This window comes from Pseudomonas sp. BF-R-19, assembly GCF_019956445.1.
In the GTDB taxonomy this organism is placed as follows: domain Bacteria; phylum Pseudomonadota; class Gammaproteobacteria; order Pseudomonadales; family Pseudomonadaceae; genus Aquipseudomonas; species Aquipseudomonas fluorescens_BH.
In genome coordinates this window covers 125,095-145,871 of the sequence record NZ_JAHBDN010000114.1, presented here as the reverse complement: position 1 = coordinate 145,871, position 20,777 = coordinate 125,095, and the positions used below count along the sequence as shown (strand labels likewise).

Annotated in this window: 20 protein-coding genes; 14 read left to right on the top strand and 6 right to left on the bottom strand. The window is 61.0% G+C overall.

From position 1 onward, the window contains the following. The 12 genes from nadD (at position 1) to KGB28_RS30005 (ending at position 11,311) form a co-directional block, all read left to right on the top strand. Entirely contained in the window at positions 1-690 is a 690-nt protein-coding gene (nadD, locus tag KGB28_RS30060; protein ID WP_223449077.1) for a nicotinate-nucleotide adenylyltransferase, read from the top strand. Positions 691-762: 72 nt separating this feature from the next. Further along, positions 763-1,257 carry a ribosome silencing factor gene (gene rsfS, locus KGB28_RS30055; RefSeq protein ID WP_007975896.1) on the top strand — a complete coding sequence of 165 codons (495 nt, stop codon included), beginning with the start codon at positions 763-765 and terminating at the stop codon, positions 1,255-1,257. 9 nt (positions 1,258-1,266) lie between these two features. After that, on the top strand, positions 1,267-1,734 hold the full coding sequence (gene rlmH, locus KGB28_RS30050; protein ID WP_003185785.1) for a 23S rRNA (pseudouridine(1915)-N(3))-methyltransferase RlmH: 468 nt from the start codon (positions 1,267-1,269) through the stop codon (positions 1,732-1,734). Positions 1,735-1,744: 10 nt separating this feature from the next. Beyond that, entirely contained in the window at positions 1,745-3,640 is a 1,896-nt protein-coding gene (gene mrdA / locus KGB28_RS30045; protein WP_223449076.1) for a penicillin-binding protein 2, read from the top strand. Between the two features lie 31 nt (positions 3,641-3,671). Then, a complete protein-coding gene (rodA, locus tag KGB28_RS30040) occupies positions 3,672-4,775 on the top strand; it encodes a rod shape-determining protein RodA (protein ID WP_053162859.1) in 1,104 nt (367 codons plus the stop codon). A gap of 17 nt (positions 4,776-4,792) precedes the next feature. Further along, positions 4,793-5,803 carry a lytic murein transglycosylase B gene (gene mltB, locus KGB28_RS30035; RefSeq protein WP_223449075.1) on the top strand — a complete coding sequence of 337 codons (1,011 nt, stop codon included), beginning with the start codon at positions 4,793-4,795 and terminating at the stop codon, positions 5,801-5,803. Beyond that, positions 5,803-6,810: a septal ring lytic transglycosylase RlpA family protein gene (locus KGB28_RS30030; RefSeq protein ID WP_223449074.1), complete on the top strand. Its 1,008-nt coding sequence runs from the start codon at positions 5,803-5,805 to the stop codon at positions 6,808-6,810. Before mltB ends, KGB28_RS30030 begins: the two co-directional genes overlap by 1 nt. A 185-nt stretch (positions 6,811-6,995) precedes the next feature. After that, a complete protein-coding gene (locus tag KGB28_RS30025) occupies positions 6,996-8,153 on the top strand; it encodes a D-alanyl-D-alanine carboxypeptidase family protein (RefSeq protein ID WP_150726959.1) in 1,158 nt (385 codons plus the stop codon). An 87-nt stretch (positions 8,154-8,240) separates the two neighbouring features. Further along, entirely contained in the window at positions 8,241-8,516 is a 276-nt protein-coding gene (locus tag KGB28_RS30020) for a DUF493 domain-containing protein (RefSeq protein ID WP_095941984.1), read from the top strand. Then, positions 8,516-9,163, top strand: a complete 648-nt coding sequence (gene lipB, locus KGB28_RS30015; protein ID WP_223449073.1) for a lipoyl(octanoyl) transferase LipB — start codon at positions 8,516-8,518, stop codon at positions 9,161-9,163. Before KGB28_RS30020 ends, lipB begins: the two co-directional genes overlap by 1 nt. A gap of 1 nt (position 9,164) precedes the next feature. After that, positions 9,165-10,187, top strand: a complete 1,023-nt coding sequence (gene lipA, locus KGB28_RS30010; RefSeq protein ID WP_223449072.1) for a lipoyl synthase — start codon at positions 9,165-9,167, stop codon at positions 10,185-10,187. Between the two features lie 173 nt (positions 10,188-10,360). After that, the gene (locus KGB28_RS30005; RefSeq protein WP_223449071.1) at positions 10,361-11,311 is read left to right on the top strand and encodes an LD-carboxypeptidase; all 951 of its coding nucleotides are present in this window, start codon (positions 10,361-10,363) and stop codon (positions 11,309-11,311) included. 136 nt (positions 11,312-11,447) lie between these two features. Here the strand turns inward: KGB28_RS30005 and KGB28_RS30000 are convergent, their stop codons facing one another. From KGB28_RS30000 to leuS, 5 genes are all read right to left on the bottom strand, one after another. Beyond that, positions 11,448-12,770 (bottom strand): lytic murein transglycosylase, encoded by a 1,323-nt coding sequence (locus KGB28_RS30000; protein WP_223449070.1) that lies wholly within the window; start codon positions 12,768-12,770, stop codon positions 11,448-11,450. A 61-nt stretch (positions 12,771-12,831) separates the two neighbouring features. After that, positions 12,832-12,996: an alternative ribosome rescue factor ArfA gene (arfA, locus tag KGB28_RS29995; protein WP_223449069.1), complete on the bottom strand. Its 165-nt coding sequence runs from the start codon at positions 12,994-12,996 to the stop codon at positions 12,832-12,834. Positions 12,997-13,242: 246 nt separating this feature from the next. Further along, a complete protein-coding gene (gene holA, locus KGB28_RS29990) occupies positions 13,243-14,280 on the bottom strand; it encodes a DNA polymerase III subunit delta (RefSeq protein ID WP_223449068.1) in 1,038 nt (345 codons plus the stop codon). Positions 14,281-14,319: 39 nt separating this feature from the next. Continuing rightward, positions 14,320-14,925 carry an LPS assembly lipoprotein LptE gene (gene lptE / locus KGB28_RS29985; protein WP_223449067.1) on the bottom strand — a complete coding sequence of 202 codons (606 nt, stop codon included), beginning with the start codon at positions 14,923-14,925 and terminating at the stop codon, positions 14,320-14,322. 87 nt (positions 14,926-15,012) lie between these two features. Further along, positions 15,013-17,619 (bottom strand): leucine--tRNA ligase, encoded by a 2,607-nt coding sequence (gene leuS, locus KGB28_RS29980; protein WP_223449066.1) that lies wholly within the window; start codon positions 17,617-17,619, stop codon positions 15,013-15,015. A 281-nt stretch (positions 17,620-17,900) separates the two neighbouring features. Here leuS and KGB28_RS29975 point away from each other — a divergent pair, with 281 nt between their 5' ends. Both KGB28_RS29975 and KGB28_RS29970 read left to right on the top strand, forming a co-directional pair. Beyond that, on the top strand, positions 17,901-18,221 hold the full coding sequence (locus tag KGB28_RS29975) for a hypothetical protein (RefSeq protein WP_223449065.1): 321 nt from the start codon (positions 17,901-17,903) through the stop codon (positions 18,219-18,221). A gap of 104 nt (positions 18,222-18,325) precedes the next feature. Next, entirely contained in the window at positions 18,326-19,084 is a 759-nt protein-coding gene (locus tag KGB28_RS29970) for a YdcF family protein (protein WP_223449064.1), read from the top strand. A gap of 167 nt (positions 19,085-19,251) precedes the next feature. On the opposite strand, the gene lnt is transcribed toward KGB28_RS29970, so the two are convergent. Continuing rightward, the gene (lnt, locus tag KGB28_RS29965) at positions 19,252-20,775 is read right to left on the bottom strand and encodes an apolipoprotein N-acyltransferase (protein WP_151214178.1); all 1,524 of its coding nucleotides are present in this window, start codon (positions 20,773-20,775) and stop codon (positions 19,252-19,254) included. Between the last annotated feature and the right edge of the window lie 2 nt (positions 20,776-20,777).

Genomic DNA, 20,777 nt, shown 5'->3' with positions numbered 1-20,777 from the left:
TTGGGCGACTTCGACCCGTCAGCCCCGGTCACCGTCAGCGAGCCAGCCCCTCGCCGCATTGGCGTGCTGGGCGGAACGTTCGATCCGGTGCACATCGGCCATTTGCGCGGTGCGCTGGAAGTCGCCGAAACACTGGCGCTCGATGAGCTGCGCCTGACGCCCAGTGCCAGGCCGCCCCATCGGGGCAAGCCGCAGGTGTCGGCGAAAGACCGTCTGGCGATGGTCGAGTGCGCGGTGGCCGGTGTGGCACCGTTGGTGGTGGACGCCCGCGAATTGCAGCGGGACAAACCGTCCTACACCATTGATACCCTGGAACTGATGCGCGCCGAACTGGCCGCGGATGACCAGGTTTTTCTGCTTTTGGGCTGGGACGCTTTTTGCGGCCTGCCCACTTGGCACCGCTGGGAAGAGTTGCTCCAGCATTGCCATATCCTGGTGTTGCAACGCCCGGATGCCGACAGCGAACCACCGGATGCCTTGCGCAACCTGCTGGCAGCGCGCTCGGTGAGCGACCCGCTGGCCCTCAAAGGGCCGAGCGGACAGATTGCATTCGTCTGGCAGACACCGCTCGCGGTATCCGCCACCCAGATCCGTCAACTGCTGGCCAGCGGTAAGTCGGTACGTTTCCTGGTGCCCGACGCGGTCCTGGCCTACATCGATGCGCACGGACTCTACCGTGCGTCGAACTGAATAGGAGTGCTTCAAGGCACGTGGCAACAACGTGTATCGAAGCCCCGAACATACGAGCAAAACGAGTTTTATATGACGAGCAACAACGAAAGCAAAGTAAAACGCAAAGGCACATTCAAGAGTGCCCCGCTGCCTGAAAAGGTTCTCGCCGCCGAGCCGCCTAAAGGCGACGAGCTGGTCAAGATCGCCGTAGCCGCCCTGGAAGACGTCAAGGCCCAGGACGTGCTGGTGATTGATGTTCGCGACAAGCAGAGCATCACTGACTACATGATCATCGCCACCGGTACCTCCAACCGCCAGATCGGCGCGATGCTGGACAAGGTCCGCGAGGCCGTCAAAGCCCTGGGGATCAAGCCGCTGGGTGAAGAAGGCAAGGGCGACAGCGACTGGGTGCTGTTGGACATGGACGACGTGATCGTCCACATGATGACTTCCAACGCCCGTCAGTTCTACGACCTGGAGCGCTTGTGGAAAGGTGCCGAGCAGAGCCGTGCGGCCGATGGCAAGCACCACAGCCCTGAAGTTGGTCACGAGCACTTCAACAAGCTCAACAAAGACCAGGAATAAGGGACCGCTGTGCGACTGCGACTGATCGCCGTCGGTTCACGCATGCCCAAATGGGTGGAAGAAGGCTGGCATGAATATGCCAAGCGTCTTCCGTCCGAACTGGCGCTTGAACTGGTGGAAATACCGCTCAATACCCGTGGCAAGAATGCCGACGTGGCCCGCTTCATCCGTCAGGAAGGCGAAGCCATGCTGGCCAAGGTCGGGCCGAACGAGCGGATTGTCACTCTTGAAGTCCATGGCAAGCCCTGGAGCACCGAGCAACTGGCGGTCGAGCTCGACCGCTGGCGGCTGGACTCGCGCACCGTCAACTTCATGGTCGGCGGCCCCGAAGGGCTGGCGCCGGAAGTCTGTGCCAGGGCTGACCAGCGCTGGTCGTTGTCGCCGCTGACCTTGCCGCACCCGCTGGTGCGGATTCTGATCGGCGAACAGTTGTACCGTGCCTGGACCGTGCTGTCCGGTCACCCTTACCACAAGTAGTTCTGCCCTCATGTCTCAGCCGATCCGCATCAAGGACCACGAAAAAGACGCCCGTCTGGTGCGTGGCCGCGTCGTGTTCGGGGCAATTGCGGTAGTGGCGCTGATCTGCGTGCTGATCGCGCGTTTGTATTTCCTGCAGGTGATCCAGTACGAGTACCACTCGACCCTGTCGGAAAACAACCGCGTCCACGTGCAGCCGATTCCGCCGACTCGCGGGCTGATTTTCGACCGCAACGGCGTGGTGATCGCCGATAACCGGCCCAGCTTCAGCCTGAGCATGACCCGCGAGCGTTCCGGCGATTGGCAGCAAGTGCTCGACGTGATTGTCGAAGTGCTGGAGCTGACGCCGGAGGATCGGGTGATTTTCGAGAAGCGTATGCGCCAGGGGCGTCGGCCGTTCGAGCCGGTGCCGATCCTGTTTGAGCTGAGCGAAGAGCAGATCGCCCGGATCGCCGTGAACCAGTTCCGCCTACCTGGAGTGGAAGTGGTCGCGCAACTGGTACGCCACTATCCGCAGGGTGCGCACTTTGCGCACTCGGTCGGTTACATGGGGCGGATCAACGAGAAAGAGCTCAAGTCCCTCGATCCGGTCAATTACAGCGGCACCCACCACATCGGCAAAACCGGCATCGAGCGTTTTTATGAGCCCGAGCTGCACGGCCAGGTGGGCTACGAAGAAGTTGAAACCAACGCTCGCGGCCGCGTATTGCGCGTGCTCAAGCGTACCGATCCGATTCCCGGCAAGGACATCGTCCTGAGCCTGGACATCAAATTGCAGGAAGCCGCCGAAGCGGCGCTCGGTGGTCGTCGTGGCGCGGTGGTCGCGCTGGACCCGAAAACCGGTGAAGTGCTGGCGATGGTCAGTCAGCCGAGTTTCGACCCGAACCTGTTCGTCACCGGCATCAGCTTCAAGGCCTATTCCGAACTCCGCGACTCCATCGACCGGCCGCTGTTCAACCGCGTATTGCGCGGCCTGTACCCGCCGGGTTCGACGATCAAACCGGCGGTGGCGATTGCCGGTCTGGACGCGGGCGTGGTGACGGCGTCGTCACGAGTGTTCGACCCGGGTTACTACATGCTGCCCAACTACGATCACAAGTACCGTAACTGGAACCGTACTGGCGACGGCTTTGTCGACCTCGATACGGCGATCATGCGTTCCAACGACACCTACTTCTATGACCTGGCCCACAAGCTGGGGATCGATCGGCTGTCGGCGTACATGACCAAATTCGGCATCGGCCAGAAAGTCTCGCTGGACATGTTCGAAGAATCGCCGGGGCTGATGCCGTCCCGCGAATGGAAGCGTGCGACCCGTCGGCAGGCGTGGTTCCCGGGTGAGACGCTGATTCTCGGGATTGGCCAGGGCTATATGCAGTCGACCCCGTTGCAACTGGCCCAAGCCACCGCCCTGGTCGCCAACAAAGGCGTCTGGAACCGTCCGCACCTGGCCAAGACCATCGAGGGCGTGAAGCCGGTGGATGAAAATCCGATGCCGGACATCATCCTGCGCGACCCGTCGGACTGGAACAAGGTCAATCACGGTATGCAGCAGGTGATGCACGGTGCTCGCGGTACGGCACGCAAGGCCTCGATCGGCGCGCAATACCGGATTGCCGGCAAGTCGGGTACGGCCCAGGTGGTCGCGATCAAACAGGGCGAGAAGTATGACCGTTCCAAGGTTCAGGAACGCCATCGCGACCACGCCCTGTTCGTCGGTTTCGCGCCGGCCGACGACCCGAAAATCGTGGTGTCGGTGATGGTCGAGAACGGCGAGTCCGGCTCCGGCGTCGCTGCGCCAGTGGTGCGTCAAATCATGGATGCCTGGCTCCTGGACCAGGACGGTCGGTTGAAGCCCGAATACGCCAGCCCTATCAGTGCAGAGGCTACCGCCCGTGATGAATAACTTCGATCGCATGCTCTCCAGTGAGGATGTGATGCGTCGCCGTGCGACGCTGCTGCAACGCTTGCACATCGACGGCCCGTTGCTGATCCTGCTGCTGACCCTGGCCGCCGGCAGCCTGTTCGTACTCTATTCGGCCAGTGGCAAAAGCTGGGATCTGCTGGCCAAACAAGCCACTTCTTTCGGCATCGGCCTGGTGTCGATGATCGTCATCGCCCAGTTCGAGCCACGCTTCATGGCCCGCTGGGTCCCGGTGGGTTATGTGCTCGGCGTGCTGTTGCTGGTAGTGGTCGACATCATGGGGCACAACGCCATGGGCGCCACGCGCTGGATCAACATTCCCGGAGTGATCCGCTTCCAGCCTTCGGAATTCATGAAGATCCTGATGCCGGCGACCATCGCCTGGTACCTGTCCAAGCGCACTTTGCCGCCGCAACTCAAGCATGTGGGGGTGAGCCTGTTTCTGATTGGCTTGCCATTCATTCTGATCGTGCGTCAGCCCGATCTCGGCACTTCATTGCTGATTCTGGCGGGGGGCGCTTTCGTGCTGTTCATGGGCGGCCTGCGCTGGCGCTGGATCCTCAGCGTGCTTGCTGCCGCCGTGCCGGTGTCCGTGGCCATGTGGTATTTCGTGATGCACGATTACCAGAAGCAGCGCGTCCTCACCTTCCTCGACCCGGAAAGTGACCCGCTAGGCACTGGCTGGAACATCATCCAGTCCAAGGCCGCCATCGGTTCCGGCGGTGTGTTCGGCAAGGGCTGGTTGCTGGGCACCCAGTCGCACCTGGACTTCCTGCCGGAAAGCCATACCGACTTCATCATTGCCGTATTGGGTGAAGAGTTCGGCCTGGTGGGGATCTGCGCGCTGTTGCTGATCTACCTGCTGTTGATCGGCCGAGGCCTGGTGATTACCGCCCAGGCGCAGACATTGTTCGGCAAGTTGCTCGCGGGCAGCCTGACCATGACGTTTTTTGTTTATGTTTTCGTCAACATCGGTATGGTCAGTGGCCTGTTACCGGTGGTGGGGGTGCCGTTGCCGTTCATTAGCTACGGAGGAACTTCGCTGGTGACGCTACTGTCAGCGTTTGGGGTTTTGATGTCGATCCATACCCATCGCAAGTGGATCGCGCAGGTTTGAATAAGGTGAAATTTTCAATGCAAGTAATGCGTGGCTGGGCGACTCGATACGCGCCATGGGTCGGCCTGGTAAGCATCCTTGGCACCATGCAGGAAGCGTTGGCCGGCGACTACGAAGGCTCACCCCAGGTGGCCGAGTTCGTCGGTGAAATGACCCGCGACTACGGTTTCGCCGGTGAACAATTGATGGGCGTGTTCCGCGAAGCCGAGCGCAAGCAGTCGATTCTGGACGCCATCTCGAAACCCGCCGAACGGGTCAAGCAGTGGAGCGAATATCGCCCGATGTTCATCACCGATGCGCGCATAGCCCGGGGTGTGGACTTCTGGCGTCAGCACGAAGCGGTGTTGGCCCGTGCCGAGCAGGAATATGGTGTGCCGGCCCAGGTGATTGTTTCGATCATTGGCGTTGAAACCTTTTTCGGCCGTAATACCGGAAATTTCCGGGTGATCGATGCCTTGTCGACCCTGGGTTTCGACTATCCTCCCCGTGCCGAGTTTTTCCGCAAGGAATTGCGTGAGTTCCTACTGCTGGCCCGCGAAGAGCAGGTCGATCCGTTGACGCTCAAAGGCTCCTACGCTGGCGCAATGGGCTTGCCGCAATTCATGCCGAGCAGTTTCCGCGCCTATGCGGTGGATTTCGACGGTGATGGCCATATCAACATCTGGACCAACCCGGACGATGCCATCGGCAGTGTCGCCAGTTACTTCAAGCGTCATGGCTGGATTGCAGGCGAACCGGTAGTCAGTCGCGGCGATGTCCGTGGCGATCAGGTCGACGAAGGTTTGACCGCAGGAATCGAACCGACGAAAACCGTCGGGGAGTTGCGAGCCTTGGGGTGGTCAAGTCATGATGCGCTGCGCGATGATATGCCGGTTACTGCGTTCCGCCTGGAAGGCGACAATGGCCCCGAGTACTGGATGGGCCTGAAGAATTTTTACGCGATTACGCGTTATAACCGCAGCGTGATGTACGCCATGGCCGTACATCAACTGTCAGAACAGCTGGTCCAAGCACGGGGCGTCAAGTAATGCGGGCATTGCCTATGAGTAAACCCCTGAAGCTGATGGCATTCGCCGCGTTGGCAGTGCTGGTCGCCAGTTGTTCGACCAGCCGCGCGCCGGCCCAGAAGTCCACCGCCGCCGTGCGCACGACGCCGGGGCTGGACATCAACCGCGCCCACAAGGATGGCGCGCCATGGTGGGATGTCGATGTTTCGCGTATCCCGGACGCCACGCCGACCCTGCACACCGGCCCGTACAAGGCCAACCCGTACACCGTGCTGGGCAAGACCTACTTCCCGCTGCAAGAGTCCAAGACCTACGTGCAGTCGGGTACGGCGTCCTGGTACGGCACCAAGTTCCACGGCCAGAACACCGCCAACGGCGAAGTGTATGACCTGTACGGCATGAGTGCCGCACACAAGACATTGCCACTGCCAAGTTACGTTCGGGTGACCAACCTGGACAACAACAAGAGCGTGATCCTGCGAGTCAACGACCGCGGGCCGTTCTATTCGGACCGGATCATCGACTTGTCCTACGCTGCCGCCAAGAAACTCGGTTACGCCGAAACCGGCACCGCGCGGGTCAAGGTCGAAGGCATCGACCCGCAGCAATGGTGGGCTGCCAAGGGCCGTCCGGCACCATTAATGCTCAACGAACCGAAAGTCGCGCAGAATAGCGCCCCGGTGATCACGGCTTCGGCCGGCACCGTCGAGCAATGGACGCCGCCGCCACAGCAACACGCCGCCGCGGCGGTGCCTGTGCAGCTTGATGCAAAAAAAAACGCTTCTGCACCAGCCTCTGGCCAGTATCTGCAGGTGGGCGCGTTCGCCAACCCGGACGCTGCAGAACTCCTGAGATCGAAGCTCAGCGGGACGGTGAGCGCTCCGGTGTTCATCAGTTCGATCGTGCGCAATCAGCAGACCCTGCATCGGGTTCGCCTGGGTCCGATCGGATCGCCGGGTGAAATCCAGCAGGTGCAGAACAGTGTGCGCCTGGCCAATCTCGGTTCGCCAAGCGTTGTGACTGAGTAATACGTAGGACTTGATTGACGGTTCATCTGCGGTTTTGGGGGGTGAACCAGGTTGTTGGCTCTTCGAAGAACAAAAGCCCGGCAAAGGGTGATTGGAGTGAGCAACTGAACACGCGATGACTCGTTAGAAAGTCATCTGATTAGTTTTGCCCTTGGGCAGTTTCCATTAGCGATTTCGAGAGACGGATGAACATCACCACCTTTGCCAAACGCCTGTTCCTGTTAGTCCCGCTGCTCCTCTCACCCGCCGCGTTCGCGGTCGAGATGATGCCGTCGCCACCGCAACTGGCCGCCAAGGCCTACGTGCTCATGGATGCCAGCAGCGGCAACGTGCTGGTCGAGAACAATGGTGACCAGCGTCTGCCACCGGCCAGCCTGACCAAGCTGATGACCGCGTACATCGCGACCCTGGAAATCCGTCGCGGCCAGATCGGTGAAAACGACCCGGTAACCGTCAGCGAAAACGCCTGGCGTACCGGCGGTTCGCGGATGTTCATCAAGGTCGGCTCTCAGGTCACCGTCAGCGATCTGCTGCACGGCATCATCATCCAGTCGGGCAACGACGCCAGTGTTGCGCTCTCCGAGCACATCGCCGGCAGCGAAGACGCGTTCGCCGACATGATGAACAAAACCGTTAGCGACCTGGGCATGACCAACAGCCACTTCATGAACCCGACCGGTCTGCCGAACCCGGAGCACTACTCGTCGGCTCACGACATGGCGGTACTGGCTCGCGCAATCATTCACGAAGACCCGGCTCACTACGCGATCTACTCGCAGAAAGAGTTCTTCTGGAACGGCATCAAGCAGCCGAATCGTAACCTGCTGCTGTGGCGCGACAAGACCGTTGACGGTCTGAAAACCGGCCACACCGACGAAGCCGGCTACTGCATGGTGTCTTCGGCCGTACGTGATGGCATGCGCCTGATCGCCGTGGTGTTCGGTACCAACAGCGAAGTGGCCCGTGCCGCCGAAACCCAGAAGCTGCTGACCTACGGTTTCCGTTTCTTCGAAACCCAGACCTTCTATCAGAAGGGCACCGAGCTGGCTCAGGCTCCAGTCTGGAAAGGCTCCACCAACCAGATCAAGGCTGGCCTGGCGCAAGACCTGACCATGACCCTGCCCAAAGGCCAGCTGAAAAAGCTCGCTGCGAGCATGACCATGAACCCGCAGCTGATCGCGCCAATCGCCAAGGGCGACGTGATCGGTAAAGTCGAAGTGAAACTGGACGACAAGGTGGTGCACAGCGCCGATCTGATCGCTCTGGACGCCGTCGAGGAAGGTGGTATCTTCCGCCGCATGTGGGATAGCATCCGTCTATTCTTCTTCGGCTTGTTCAACTGAATTTAGTGTGCACCTGCATGGCTCCGCGCTGATCTGGCGCGCAGCCATGCCCGTCGCCACGGCTTACGCTTACGAGGCCGTTACGCCATGACCGATACCGAAGTAAAGGCGCCAAAAATCGAATTCCCAGCCAATGATTACCCGGTTAAGGTGATCAGCGACACCGGCGTGGGCAACAAGGACAGGATCATCGATATCGTTCGCAAACATGCAACGATCAACGATGAGCGTGTTGACGAGCGCCAGAGCAGCAACGGCAAATACACCACCATTCAGTTGCACATCGTCGCGACCGACCAGGACCAGCTGTACAACATCAACAGCGAGCTGCGGGCCACCGGTTTCGTGCACATGGTGCTGTGATGTCTGGCACGCTGGGCTTTCGCGAACTCGGCCAGATGGCTTACGAGCCAGTCTGGCATGCCATGCAGCGCTTCACCAACGAACGCGGCAGCGATGCCGCCGACGAGATCTGGCTGGTTGAGCATCCCGCGGTGTTCACCCAGGGCCAGGCCGGCAAGGCCGAGCACCTGCTGCTCCCCGGGGATATTCCGGTGGTGCAGGTCGACCGTGGTGGTCAGGTGACCTACCACGGCCCCGGCCAGCTGGTGGCTTACCTGCTGCTGGACGTGCGCAAGCTCGGGTTTGGCGTGCGCGATCTGGTCAGCCGGATGGAGCAATGCCTGATCGAGTTGCTGGCCAGTTACGGTGTGACCGCCGTGGCCAAGCCCGATGCACCGGGTGTCTACGTTGACGGAGCGAAAATCGCTTCCCTGGGTCTACGGATCCGCCACGGCTGTTCCTTTCACGGCCTGGCCCTGAACGTGGACATGAACCTGGAACCGTTTCGACGGATTAATCCCTGCGGCTACGCCGGGCTGGCGATGACCCAGCTGAGCGATCACGCAGGATCGATTGAATTTGCCGAGGTAAGTGCCCGGCTGCGTGCGCAGCTCGTCAAACACCTCGACTATGCTGAGCAGACGACCCTGACGGGCGGAATCGACTGATATGACTACTGATGCAGTGCAAACCATGATCCCGACGCTCGATGTCACCGAGCGCCCGGCCGCGCGTCCCAAGGTTGAAGCCGGCGTCAAGCTGCGCGGCGCCGAAAAGGTTGCACGCATCCCGGTGAAGATCATTCCGACTACCGAACTGCCGAAGAAACCAGACTGGATTCGTGTACGCATCCCGGTTTCGCCGGAAGTCGACCGCATCAAGGCCCTGCTGCGCAAACACAAGCTGCACAGCGTGTGCGAAGAGGCGTCCTGCCCGAACCTGGGCGAGTGCTTCTCCGGTGGCACCGCGACGTTCATGATCATGGGTGACATCTGCACCCGTCGTTGCCCGTTCTGCGACGTTGGCCACGGTCGTCCGAAGCCACTCGACGTCAATGAGCCGGAAAGCCTGGCCATCGCTATTGCCGATCTGCGCCTCAAGTACGTAGTGATCACCTCGGTAGACCGCGACGACCTGCGTGACGGCGGTGCCCAGCACTTTGCCGACTGCATCCGTGAAATCCGCAAGCTGTCGCCGAACGTGCAGCTCGAAACCTTGGTCCCGGACTACCGTGGCCGCATGGACATCGCGCTGGAAATCACCGCCGCCGAGCCGCCGGATGTGTTCAACCACAACCTGGAAACCGTGCCGCGCCTGTACAAGGCTGCACGTCCGGGTTCCGACTACCAGTGGTCGCTGACCCTGCTGCAACGCTTCAAGCAGATGATGCCGCACATTCCAACCAAGTCCGGTTTGATGCTGGGCCTGGGCGAGACCGACGAAGAAGTGATCGAAGTCATGAAGCGCATGCGCGAGCACGACATCGACATGCTGACCCTCGGCCAGTACTTGCAACCGTCCCGCAGCCACTTGCCGGTGCAGCGTTTCGTGCACCCGGACACCTTCGCCTGGTTCGCCGAGGAAGGCTACAAAATGGGCTTCAAGAACGTTGCCTCGGGTCCGTTGGTACGCTCCTCGTATCACGCCGACGAGCAGGCCAAGCTGGTCAAGGCCGAGCTGATGTCGTCCTGATCGACTGTGAAACATAAAACGCCCGCAAGGTTTCAACGCCTTGCGGGCATTTTTTTGCCTGGCCCATGGCAACGGCTGTTTTTTCCTGCAACCTGCGGGGCAACGGTTCCTCTTCTGTTTGTCCCCGTTCCTGACTACTGTGTGCTGAAGATTTCACGCAGGGAGATTCACGGATGACCGCTCGACCGACCCACACTCTTTGTCCTCATGCTCCCGTCCCGGCACTGCCGTCGGAAGGCATGATCGGCGTTATCGCACCTGCTGGCCCAGCCCCGCTGGACACCGACAAGGCGGTGCAATGGATGCGTGCCCGGGGTTATTCACTGAAAGTGTTTCCCGGGGTCTACGAAAAAAACGGCTACCTGGCCGGTAGTGACGAGGTGCGACTTGGCGACCTGCATGCAGCGTTCGCCGACAGCGAGGTGGATGCCATCATCTGCCTGCGTGGCGGTTACGGCACGCCCCGGCTGCTCGATCGCATCGATTTCAAGTTGCTGCGTGACAATGCCAAGCCGTTCATCGGCTACAGCGACATCACCGCGCTGCATTTGGCGATCAGTCGTTATGCCGGCTTCGTGACCTTTCATGGTCCGATGCTCAATGCCGACCTGCTGGGCGACAAGCAAAAACCTACGGAGCCTTCCTTCTTCAACATGCTGCGAGGGCAGGTGAGGGCGGGAACAGTGCTGGCTCATCCGGCAGCCTACCCGCTGACCACGATCGAGCCAGGTGTGGCTCATGGGCGCTTGCTCGGTGGCAATCTGGCCATGATCGCCGCGACCATGGGCACGCCTTACGAGATAGATGCCGAGGGCGTCATTCTGTTGATCGAGGACATCAACGAGCCGCTGTATCGCATCGACCGGTTGCTGACCCAGCTGCGACTGGCAGGCACGCTGCACAAGCTGCGCGGCGTGTTGGTCGGGGATGTGGCGGGGGTTGAGGTGGCAGCGCTGGACAGGTTGCTCAAGCAGACGTTCGAGACATTGAAGATTCCGGTGCTGTCCGGGTGGCGCAGTGGGCATTGCGATCCGAACCTGACGCTGCCCATGGGGGCGTTGGTGCGGTTGGATGCGGGGAACAAAGAGTTGGTGTTGGAGCAGGATGTGGTGACCAAACGGTAGATATTCGTTGCCTGGTACTCAGTCTTCGTCGGAACGCCGCCCGGAGCAAGCCCGCTCCCACATTGATTTTGTGGCGTTCACAGATCCAATGTGGGAGCGGGCTTGCTCGCGAAAGCGGTTCCAGCCATACGACAAACTATCGGTTACGCAATCCTTCCAGCAACTTGTGCGTCGGATACCCGTCCGCCGGCCAGCCAAACGACTGCTGGGCGCTGCGGATCGCCTTGCGGGTGTTGGCGCCGATGATCCCGTCGGCGGTGCCGGCGTCATAGTTTTGCGCGCTCAGCAGGTTTTGCAGCTCAATCCGCTCGGTACGGCTCAGAGGCAGGTCATCCTTTGGCCACGTGCCGCTGATCAGGCCTGCGCCATTGAAGCGTTCCGACAACAGACTCACCCCCAGGGCGTAGGACGACGAGTTGTTGTACTTGAGGATCGCCCGGAAGTTGTCGAGCACCAGGAAGGCCGGGCCGCGGTAGCCAGCTGGCAGCAACAGGGCCGCGGACAACTGCTCTGAGCCTGCCGGGACCTGGCCACCGTTGGGCAGCGTAACGCCCAGTTGGCGCCACTCGGCGACACTCTTGCGAATCGTGCCATCGGCCAGTACGTAATTGAAACCGCTCGGCAGCTGGACTTCGAAGCCCCAAGGCTGACCTCTTTGCCAGCCGGAGCTTTGCAGGTAATGCGCGGTCGAGGCCAGGGCATCGGCCGAGCTGCCCCAGATATCACGGCGCCCGTCACCATCGAAGTCCACGGCATGGGTGTTGTAGGTGGTCGGGATGAACTGGGTCTGGCCCATGGCACCGGCCCAGGATCCGAGCATCCTCTCGGGTTCGATGTCGCCTTGCTGCAGGATTTGCAGGGCGGCAATCAATTGCGCGTGGGCGAAACCGGGACGACGACCTTCGTAGGCCAGGGTTGCCAGCGAGTTGATCACCGACTTGCTGCCCTGGAACTGCCCGAAGTTACTCTCCATGCCCCACACCGCCACCAGCGCCTGGCGATCGACGCCGTAGCGCTGCTCGATACTTTGCAGGACATCAGCGTATTGGTTGACCAGCGACTGGCCTTTGCGTACTCGCAGCGGCGACAAGGCGCCGTCGAGGTATTCCCAAACCGGTTTTGCGAATTCCGGTTGGCTGCGGTCTGCGCGGATCACGCTGGGGTCGAAGCTGACATCGGCGAAGGCGCGGTCGAACAGATCGGCGCGGATACCGGCGGCCAGGGCATCCTTGCGGAAACCTGCCTGCCATTCGGCGAAGGTCTGGGTTGGCTGGATGTCGAGGTTCTCACCGGTCGGAACCACAGGCGGAATAACCGCCGGGGCAGTAGCGACAGGGAGCGTCTGAAGCGGCTGAGCGTCGGCTGCGGTCGGTTTTTCCGCGCAGGCGACAAGTAAAACAAGGCTGGAGGCAGCGATCAATTGGCGTAAGTGCCAACGACGGGGAAGACAAGGGGGCATGCACGGGTCCAGGGAATACGAATCAGGTACAGACCTTACCATGTCAAAGGGGTGTTCTGCTTTACGCAGCCAGAAAGTAAGAAGCCTCCCAGCTGTCAGACTGGAAGGCTTCGCGGCGGTAACTGCCTTTGCCCTTGGCCGGGCGTTCCTGGCGGCTGCGGAACAATGGCTGGGCGACGATGGATTTGGCCTTGTTGGGGCCATGTGTTGATGGCTTTTTGCTCATGATGATGCCTCGCAGGTGGGTGGTTTTTGCGGGGCAAATCATCGGCCGAAGTTGGGGGGATGTCTAGTCCCCGCATTGCGTAGGATCTTTCTGAGCGGGTTGTGAGGCTGGCTGTTTGTGGCGAGGGAGCTTGCTCCCGTACGGCTGCGAAGCAGTCGTCAAATCTGAAAGTGCAGTGCTGCCGAGATCGAATAGGGCCGCTTCGCGCCCCAGCGGGAGCAAGCTCCCTCGCCACAGGAAAGCGGACTATTCAGCAGGCAGCGACAGGCGTTGCCCGGCCATCAACAATGTCAACCGGCTCAAGCTCATCCACGGCGAACCGGCTGCCTGGCCCTTGATCTGCGCATCGATGCGCTGCGCTTCGAGCAGCAGTTGCGCCCAGCGTTGCGCCGAGTAGCGTTGCAGGGCCTTGCTCACCAACGGTTTACGTTTGTCCCAGACCGGAGGTTTGGCCTGGCTGAAGGCCTTGTCCAGCGGCGTACCCTGGCTGTATTGCAGGGAAATATTGGCCAGCAAGCGCAACTCCCGCGCCAGGGCCCAGAGAATCACCGGCGGCTCGACGCCTTCCCCACGCAGCCCTTCGAGCATGCGCAAGGCATGGGCCGCTTCACCATTGAGCACCGCATCGGTCAGGCCAAAGACATCGAAGCGCGCACTGTCGGCCACCGCAGCCTGCACGGTTTCGACGGTGATCTGGCCGCCTTCGGCCATCAGCTTGAGCTTTTCGATTTCCTGGGCGGCGGCCAGCAAGTTGCCCTCGACCCGCGCGGCGATCAGCTCAACGGCGTCCTGGCTGGCGGAAAGCCCGGCCTGGGACAGGCGCTGACGGATCCAGCTCGGCAACTGGGCGACATCGACAGGCCAGATCTGCACGAACTGGGTCTGCTGTCCTTCGACCAGCGCTTTACCCCACTTGGTTTTCTGTGCGCTGCCATCGAGCTTCGGCAAGCTGATCAGCAGTACGGTGTCGTCGGCCGGGCGCGAGCAGTATTCGATCAGTGCGGCGGCACCCTTGTCGCCGGGTTTGCCGGAAGGCAGGCGCAGTTCCAGCAGACGCTTTTCGGCGAACAGCGACATGCTGGCGCCGGCTTGCAGCAGCGTGCCCCAGTCGAAACTGGCGTCGGCGGCAAACACCTGGCGTTCATCGAATCCCTGTTGGCGGGCGGCAGCGCGAATGACGTCGGCCGCCTCCTGGCACAGCAGCGGGTCATCGCCGCTGATGATATAGACCGGCGCAAGGGCGCCTTGCAGGTGTTTGGCGAGTTGGGCGGGGGCGAGCTTCATAAGAGAGGGCGAACGGGGCACCTGGGCGCCCCGTAAGTCTTACTGCTGCGGCAGTTCGACAGGCGACTGACGCGGGGTTTCCGCTTCAGCCTTCTTTGCCGCTTCCAGTGCGGCGGCATCAGCCTTGGCCCTGGCTTCGGCAGTCTGCTGCAACTTGTTCAGTTGAGTCGGGCTCAGTTGTTCCAGGCGCAGCATCATGCGCTGGACCATCTCCCGGCGGCCTTCTGTCCGGGCCGTTTCAGCTTCCTGGTCAGAGCCCACCAGGTTGTTGCCGTCGTGCATATAGATCTTCTGTACTTCGATTTTGTCGCTCAGTAGTGGCAGATCGCCGCGACCACGGATGTCGTAGTTCAGCACGGTGGTGATCTGATACTCGCCGGCACGACCGGCACCTGCGTAGCTGAGGATGCGCTGGCTTTCCTGTTCATTGGTCAGCACCAGCTTGTAAGGAGCGCCGGTATAGACGTTGACGCCGCTGCCAATCAGTACCTGACGCAACTGGGTAACGGTTGGACCATATGCGTTACGGGCGCTCAGGTCGAGTTCCTTGATCGCCAGTTCATTGGTGCCGGTGCCGCGCAGCTGGAAACCGCAGGCACTCAGCAGAACCGCGAGGCCCATCACCAGCAGATTGCGTTTGATCATCTTGTTGCTCCCCTTGAAACCATGTGGGCCGATCAAGCGGCCCGAAAGGTTTTACTCGGCGCCAGGCTCACCTGGCGCCTGCTCCAATTAGCTGGCGACGATATTGACCAGTTTCCCGGGCACTACGATCACTTTACGAATGGTCAGACCGTCGACAAAGCGCAGGACGTTTTCGTTGGCACGGGCGGCGGCTTCGACTTCTTCGCGGCTGGCGCTGGCGGGCATTTCGATGTGGCCACGCAACTTGCCGTTGACCTGAATCACCAGTTGCAGGCTGTCCTGTACCAAAGCGCTGTCATCCACCACCGGCCAACCGGCGTCGATCACAGGATCGGCGTGACCCAGTTGATTCCACAGCTCGTGGCTGATGTGCGGCGTGATCGGAGCCAGCAGCAGAACCACGGTTTCCAGGCCTTCGTGAATCAGTGCGCGATCCTGTTCGGTGGCTTGCGCGGCTTTTTCCAGTACGTTCATCAGCGTCATCACCTGGGCGATGGCGGTGTTGAATTTGTGGTTCTGTCCGACGTCCTGGCTGGCCTGCTTGATGGCCAGGTGGATCGAACGACGAACGGCTTTCTGCTCGTCGTTCAGGCTGGCGACGTCCAGTTTGCCCGGCAGGCCCTGAGTGACGTGGGCTTGAGCCAGGCGCCAGACGCGCTTGAGGAAACGGTGCGAACCTTCGACGCCGGAGTCGGACCATTCCGCGCTCATGTCAGGTGGCGAAGCGAACATCATGAACAGGCGGCAGGTGTCTGCGCCGAACTGGTCGATCATCGACTGTGGGTCGACGCCGTTGTTCTTCGACTTGGCCATCTTCTCGGTACCGCCGATTTCCACCGGCAGGCCGTCAGATTTCAATTTGGCGCTGATAACCTTGGCTTTGCTGTCACGCTCAAGCTCGACGTCCGCCGGGTTGAACCAGGTGTAGGCGCCGTTGGCTTCGCGACGATAGTAAGTCTCGGCGATCACCATGCCCTGGGTCAGCAGGTTCTTGAACGGCTCGTTGGAGCTCACCAGGCCTTCGTCGCGCATCAGCTTGTGGAAGAAGCGCGCGTAGAGCAGGTGAAGAATCGCGTGTTCGATACCGCCGATGTACTGATCCACCGGCAGCCAGTGGTCGGCCGCCGATTTTTCCACCAGGCCACCTTCAAAGTGCGGCGAGGCGTAACGGGCGTAGTACCACGAGGACTCGACGAAGGTGTCCATGGTGTCGGTTTCACGCTTGGCAGGCTGGCCGCATTTAGGGCAGCTGCACTCGTAGAACTCGGGCATGCGCGCCAGTGGCGAACCGGCGCCGTCGGGTACGACGTCTTCCGGCAGCACGACAGGCAGTTGATCTTCCGGTACCGGCACGTCACCGCAAGTGTTGCAGTGGATGATCGGGATCGGGCAGCCCCAGTAACGCTGGCGGCTGATGCCCCAGTCGCGCAGGCGGAACTGGGTACGCGAGGCGCCCAGTTCTTTCTTGATCAGCGCGACTTCGATGGCGTCGAAGGCGCCCGCGAAGTCGAGGCCGTCGAACTCGCCGGAATTGATCAGCGTGCCGTACTCGCCGTAGGCGTCTTGCCATGGCGCCGGGTTGCTGTCACCGGAACTGGTGCGCACGACCGATTTAACCGGCAGGTTGTACTTGTGGGCGAATTCGAAATCGCGCTCGTCGTGGGCCGGAACCGCCATTACCGCGCCGTCGCCATAGTGCATCAGCACATAGTTGGCGACCCAGACCGGCAGTTTTTCGCCGGTCAGCGGGTGCTCGACGAACAGGCCGGTCGGCAGGCCTTTTTTCTCCTGGGTGGCGACGTCGGCTTCGGCCACGCTGCCGCCCTTGCATTCAGCGATGAACGCTTGCAGCTCGGGATTGTTCTGTGCGGCCAGGGTGGCCAGGTGGTGTTCGGCGGCCACGGCGACGTAGGTCGCGCCCATCAGGGTGTCCGGACGGGTGGTGAAGACTTTCAGTGCGCCGGTTTCGCCGATGGAATCGACGTTGTACGGGAACTGCACTTCCATGCCGCGGGATTTGCCGATCCAGTTGCGCTGCATGGTCTTGACCTGTTCAGGCCAGCCAGTCAGTTCGTCGAGGCTCTCCAGCAGCTCATCCGCGTAGGCGGTGATCTTGAAGTAGTACATCGGGATTTCGCGCTTTTCGATCAGCGCGCCGGAACGCCAGCCGCGACCGTCGATCACTTGCTCGTTGGCCAGGACGGTCTGGTCGACCGGGTCCCAGTTCACGGTGCCGCTTTTTTTGTAAATCACACCTTTTTCGAACAGGCGAGTGAACAGCCATTGTTCCCAGCGGTAGTAATCGGGCTTGCAGGTGGTCACTTCACGCGACCAGTCCACCGCCAGGCCCAGGCTGCGCAGCTGGGACTTCATGTAGGCAATGTTTTCGTAGGTCCACTTGGCGGGCGCTACGTTGTTCTTCATGGCGGCGTTTTCCGCCGGCATGCCGAAGGCGTCCCAACCCATGGGTTGCAGAACGTTCTTGCCTTGCATGCGCTGGTAGCGGGAGATCACGTCGCCGATGGTGTAGTTGCGCACGTGCCCCATGTGTAGCTTGCCGCTGGGGTAAGGGAACATCGACAGGCAGTAGTAAGTCTCCTTGCCTGGCTGTTCACTGACTTCAAAGGACTTTTGCTCGTCCCAGAACGACTGGGCGGCGGCTTCGATTTCACGGGGCTGATATTGTTCGTGCATGGCTACTTTTGAACTGAATAGGGGTGGCCTAATCCTCTTCAATGCAACGCTGGACGGTGATCACGCCACATTGGCGTTTTCGATGCCCAGCCGAGCTGGAAGTGGAGTTACAGGAAGCGCCGTAGCATACATGACCGCGCTCTACCGAGGGAAACCCTGATTGCTGCCGCACGTCTTGCGAAAACCGCCGCGAGGGCCGTTGGTCGCGGCGTTCAGCCGGTTTGTTCATGGAAGCTAAGCTCTAACTGGGGAGTAGGTCTTATCTTCCAATGAGGTGAGGGATGGTTGAGTCACAGCAAAAAGCTACAAAACCGGAGCTGTACGAAAGGCTGATCGATCGGTTGGCCTTGGCCTTGGATGCGGCAAAAACCGCTGACCGGTTGCGCGACGAACGCCCTCTGGAACTTGAACTGCGTGGCCTGAGCTCCGCAGAGTTTGCACTGGTCAAGGCGTATCTGGATCGCAGCGAGCGTGAGACACACGGATGCTTGTCAGAGGCAATAAAGCAACTCGACGCACCACGTTCGGCCAAGATCATCTGGCTCAAGGACAAGGTTCCTGGCAGAGACGCGGTAAAGGTCCGTTCTTTGCAGTTCAAATAGGGCACAGAGCCGTACTCCATGGTTTTTTGAAGCATAGTCCTCCTGTATTGATTGTCGCATTGCGCCAACCCACTTAGGCTTCGGGCATCTCCGGGAGATGCTCGATGCCTTTTCGTTATTTCGTGAAACAACTTCTTTTGCCACCCGGCATTCTATTGCTGCTGCTTTTGCTCGCCTGGTGGTGGCGCCGCTCAAGGCCAAGGCTTGCCGGTGCGTGCTTTGCACTGGGGCTGGGTGGCCTTTGGCTGATGAGCCTGCCGGTGGTGGTGCAGTGGAGTGCCGGCCTGCTCGAGCGGGAGCCACCGCTGGCCCGCGATGAATGGGCAATCCTGGGGCAGCGCGCGGACGCGATCGTGGTCCTCGGCTCGGGGCGCGAGCGTGGTGATGCGGCCTGGGGAGCCGACCAGCCCACGGGTATAGGTCTGGAACGCCAGCGCTTTACCGCGCGGCTGGCCAAGGCTTCCGGCCTGCCGGTATTGACCAGCGGCGGCCTGCATTACGGCACTCCGCCAAGCGAAGCGCAGATGATGGCTGACTCCTTGCGTGACGATTTTGGCGTGAGCGTGCGCTGGCAGGAAGGGCGCAGCCGCACGACCTGGGAAAATGCGCAGTTCAGCGCCGAGGTATTGCTGCCACAGGGCATCAAGCGTGTGGTGCTCGTGACTCATGCCTGGCATATGCAACGAGCGGTCTGGAGTTTTCGCAAGGCCGGGTTTGAGGTGGTGCCGGCGCCAGTAGGGTTTCTGGGCGGCGACAATGGGCTGCCACTGGGTGGCTGGATGCCGGAGTTCAAGGCGATCTGGCAGAACGGGCAGTTGATGAACGAGGCGGTGGGGCAGGTCGGTTATTCGTTGTTCTACTGAAGTGATGTCGGCGCTGATTGATGAGGTGCCTGTGATGCCGCCTTCGTCGGATCGCCGCCCGGAGCAAGCCCGCTCCCACATTTGATCGGCGTCGTACACAAATACTGTGACCGACTTAGATCCAGTGTGGGAGCGGGCTTGCTCCGGGCGGCGATCCGACGAAGCTTTTAAACAGTCTTGGCCATCCGGCTCGCAATCAGCGCCCAGCCAAACAACAACATGCAGAGAATGAGCAATGGCCACGAACGCCATTCCAGGTACGGCGTGAGGTTGTGCATCGGCACCACTTCGCCATACAGGATGCCGCGTTCGAACTGCGGGATCTGATCGGTAATCTGACCGAACGGGTTGATCAGGCCGGACACGCCGTTGTTGGTGGCGCGGATCATCCAGCGGCCGGCCTCCAGCGCACGCATCTGCGCCATCTGCAGGTGTTGCAGCGGGCCGATGGAGGTGCCGAACCAGGTGTCGTTGCTGATGGTCAGCAACAGGTCGCTGCGGGCGGCGAGGCTGGCGGCGAATTCCGGGTAAACCACTTCATAACAGATGTACGGAGCGATCTGATAACCCTTGGCCTGCAGCAGCGGTTGGTCAGCCGGTCCGCGAGCGAAGTCCGACATTGGCAGGTCGAAGAAGGCGATCAGCCCGCGCAGCACATCCTGCAGCGGAACATATTCCCCAAACGGCACCAGTTTTTGCTTGAGGTAAGTGCCGTCGCCTTCGCCGACAACGGTGATGCCGTTGAAGAAACGCTTCTCGTGGCGGACCTCCATGCGGACCGGGACACCGGTAATCAACGCCGATTTACGCTCGGCCGCGAAGTTGCCCATCATGTTCAAGTAGCCCTCGGCGGACTCCTTGAGCACCGGGATCGCCGTTTCCGGCCAGATGAGAAGATCGACGCGCCTGGAGCTGAAACTCATGTCGCGGTACAACGCCAGTTGCGCGTTGAGCTGCGTCGGGTCCCATTTCATGCTTTGTTCGATGTTGCCCTGAATGGCGGCGACACTCAGTGGCGGGCCTGAAGGGCTGGTCCAGGCATGATGTTTGAGGGCCATGCCGACCAGCCATGGACCGACCAGCAGCAATGCACCGGCAGCGATGAAACCTTTGCGCCCCGTGCGAACCAGGCGCAAGCCGTTGTAGATCAACGCAGCTGTCAGGGCCAGGGTGAAGGAAATCAGCCACATCCCGCCGATGGGGGCGAGCCCGGCCAGCGGGCCGTCGAGCTGGCTATAACCGGAATACAGCCACGGGAAGCCTGTCAGGAACCAGCCGCGGAAGGCTTCCTGGCCGACCCACAGCGCCGCGAAGGCCAGGGCGTCGGCCAGCGGCGCCTCATTGCGACGCAGCCAGCGCGCCCAGATCCAGGCGGGCAGGGCAAAGAACCAGGCAATCGCCGCCGTGAAGAGCAGCATCAGGAAACCGGCCAGCAATACCGAAGCGCCACCAAAGTGGTGAATGCTGTAGTAGATCCAGCTGGTGCCGGCACCGAACAGGCCGAAACCGAAACACCAGCCGCGACCCAATGCCTGACGTGGGCTCAGTTCGCGCAGACCGGCATAGAACAGGCCTACGGCGAGCAGTGCCAGTGGCCAGATATCGAACGGCGCCAGGGCCAGTGTGGTGATTGCACCGGCCGCCACGGCCAGCAGGTTACCGGGCCAGCCGGGGCGGGTTGTCCAGCGCATTT